Origin of the sequence: Cognatundibacterium jejuense (assembly GCF_014284255.1) — a bacterium.
Lineage (GTDB): Bacteria > Pseudomonadota > Gammaproteobacteria > Burkholderiales > Burkholderiaceae_D > Undibacterium > Undibacterium jejuense.
The window spans coordinates 1-2,385 of the sequence record NZ_JACOFV010000038.1 but is presented as its reverse complement, the minus strand read 5'-3'; the positions used below and the strand labels follow the sequence as shown (position 1 = coordinate 2,385).

Below are 2,385 nucleotides of genomic sequence, written 5' to 3'. Positions count from 1 at the left end.
GCAGCATTCGACATTAGGTTACCGCTCTCCCGTTCAATATCTGGAAGACTGGATGAAGAAACAAAATCAAGAGAATCTCGCTGCATGACATTCACCTGATGGTGAACTAATTATCGAGGGAAGCTCAGGATCCGTCAACCTGTGTTGATCGGGTACTAACAATATCGTGAAATAAATTCGCTTGTATATGCTTGCGTTGAAAGACGGGAAAATATTTATTAAACCAACCGAGATCATGATTCAATAGCCAACGGAAAGACCGTGGTTTCGCACGCGCAAATTCGTTGCGTTTAGCGGTTTTATAATGCTCCAAGAACTCAATGCAAGCAGCACGGTGCTCTTTACTGTTTGTCGACAGTAATTCAATGTTATCTATGAAATTTGTGTTCCTTAAATTAGGCGACTCACTAAGTGTTAAATAAGGATCACATTGATCCATAGTCCTTTGCCACGTAAATTGCTGATTAAATGAAGACCACGACCCAAAAAGCCATTCGATAAGCAATAGACGGTGCGTTATACTGCGCCAAGTTTTAGGTGTTTGCAGGCTCCGGCAAAGTGAATTGATTCCCCTTTCTGACAACGCTAAGGCATATTCAGTATGTGGCTGTAAAAAGCAGTATCGATTAGTAAATTCGGTGGTAAATTCCTTTGACCTCAGAGAACCTGATTGGGTCATTAAACCACGTTCTTTGAGTGCGCGACTAATCATTGCATTTAACACCAAAGCGGATTCCGTATCAGATCCATATGTCTCACATGGACACTGTAGAATATCACCTCCCAATTTTGTTAGACGTAGCTGTACTTCCTCATTTTTTTTAAGTAGCAAGTGCGTACATGCTTTTTTGAATGACAATTCATTACTGGGAAGTAAGAACTGATTGTGTCTTTTGTGAGGAAATGCTGTTGAATTCTCTAACGAAACACCATGTGTTAAGCAAATGAATGAAGTCGGCAATTGATGTGATCTTCGCCAATATGATGTTGAGTAACAATTAAGGTCCGCTTCTATGCAAAGTGGGCAAATTCTCCAATTTCTGAGATTACCATTCGATAGCATGGATAAGCCATATCCTGCTATTGTCAAAGGAACTTCTGAGCATCCCTTATGCCAAGTGTGGCCGCCAACTCTTTCGAAAAAACCTGCTAGAGTCATCGTTTCTAGAACTGATTCTGGATCTCCTAAAATTCCTTTTGTGTATTCGCAGAAATGGGGGAAATTGATTGGGAACTCAGAAATTCGTGAGATCTTCGAGTAACCAAACATGCTCCTACAGGCGTCACGATCATCTTTCGCTGCATTGGACAACCTCGTTCTTGCCGCAAAACTATAGAGAGTTTCATCTTTGCGCAGAATTGGTAGTACATTGAGTTGCATAAAATATCTCTATTGCGGTCATTTTTCTGAATTGGTTTCATTGACTGAAATTAGGTTCTCCAGCCTTCCCTCCAATGGGGCCGCGACGTGAAGTTCGCAAGCGGTAAGCCCGTCCTGCTTTGTAAAATTCGCGATCAGGGCATGGACCTGCCCAGTCATTTTTTATACCGCGTGCAAGAAGAAGAGAATTTATTATTTCGATAGATGCACCACTACCACGTGGAATATCTAAAAAATATTTGATTATCTCTTTAGATTTATGTACCTCAAGTCCTGAGAAAATAATGGTTACGTAATCAGATGTGTTGATATCGTGAAGGGATAATAGCGTCCACAAAATTCGCCTGGCGTAAAAGTGCCACGTTGATTCCATGCATTCTAGAGTTGCACGGTGAGTAATTGGAAAACGTTCTTTGGTTGGCCATATAATTCCTTTTTTTCCATCTATATCTAGCTTAGATGCTCGAAGTAGCTGATTTTTTGTAACGCGAATTGGGCGATGATTTTCTTCATATAATTTTTTCGCACTTGTTTTAACTGCCTTTGCCCATTGCTCATCGAACTGCTCATCGCGAACTTTTCGTTTAGATATTTCAATTAAATTTTTTTGCTTTTTTTTGTTTTCTATTTTTAAACGTGCATCGATAATATCGCAGGCGTTAGGGAGCTTTTTTACTAATTTTTTCATTACGCCAAAATTATATTTCCAGAGTTTTTGGGCATCACAATTATATCTTTGAGCAGCTTCAATCATATCGCGTATCAATTCATCCTCAATTTTCTTCTCTGACTGTATGTTCTCATCGGTTTTATTTTTGACACATTCCTGATTTGCGCAACGTGCCTGCTCAAGAAAAAATTGTGCATTTCGAAAAAGTGAGCTTCCCTCGATAATTAGTTCACCATCAGGTGAATGTCATGCAGCGAGATTCTCTTGATTTTGTTTCTTCATCCAGTCTTCCAGATATTGAACGGGAGAGCGGTAACCTAATGTCGAATGCTGC

Annotated in this window: 2 protein-coding genes; both read right to left on the bottom strand. The window is 40.0% G+C overall.

Going from position 1 to position 2,385, the window contains the following annotated elements; translation table 11 throughout:
• Nucleotides 1–124: 124 nt before the first annotated feature.
• Nucleotides 125–1,381, bottom strand: coding sequence for a TniQ family protein (locus tag H8K32_RS19890; protein ID WP_186914365.1), 1,257 nt, complete (start codon nt 1,379–1,381; stop codon nt 125–127).
• Between the two features lie 37 nt (nt 1,382–1,418).
• A complete protein-coding gene (locus H8K32_RS19885; RefSeq protein ID WP_186914363.1) occupies nt 1,419–2,135 on the bottom strand; it encodes a hypothetical protein in 717 nt (238 codons plus the stop codon).
• Between the last annotated feature and the right edge of the window lie 250 nt (nt 2,136–2,385).

Excerpts from the sequence above, each read along its gene's own strand:
- H8K32_RS19885 (WP_186914363.1), bottom strand. The coding sequence starts at position 2,135 with ATGATTGAAGCTGCTCAAAGATATAATTGTGATGCCCAAAAACTCTGG.
- H8K32_RS19890 (WP_186914365.1), bottom strand. The coding sequence starts at position 1,381 with ATGCAACTCAATGTACTACCAATTCTGCGCAAAGATGAAACTCTCTAT.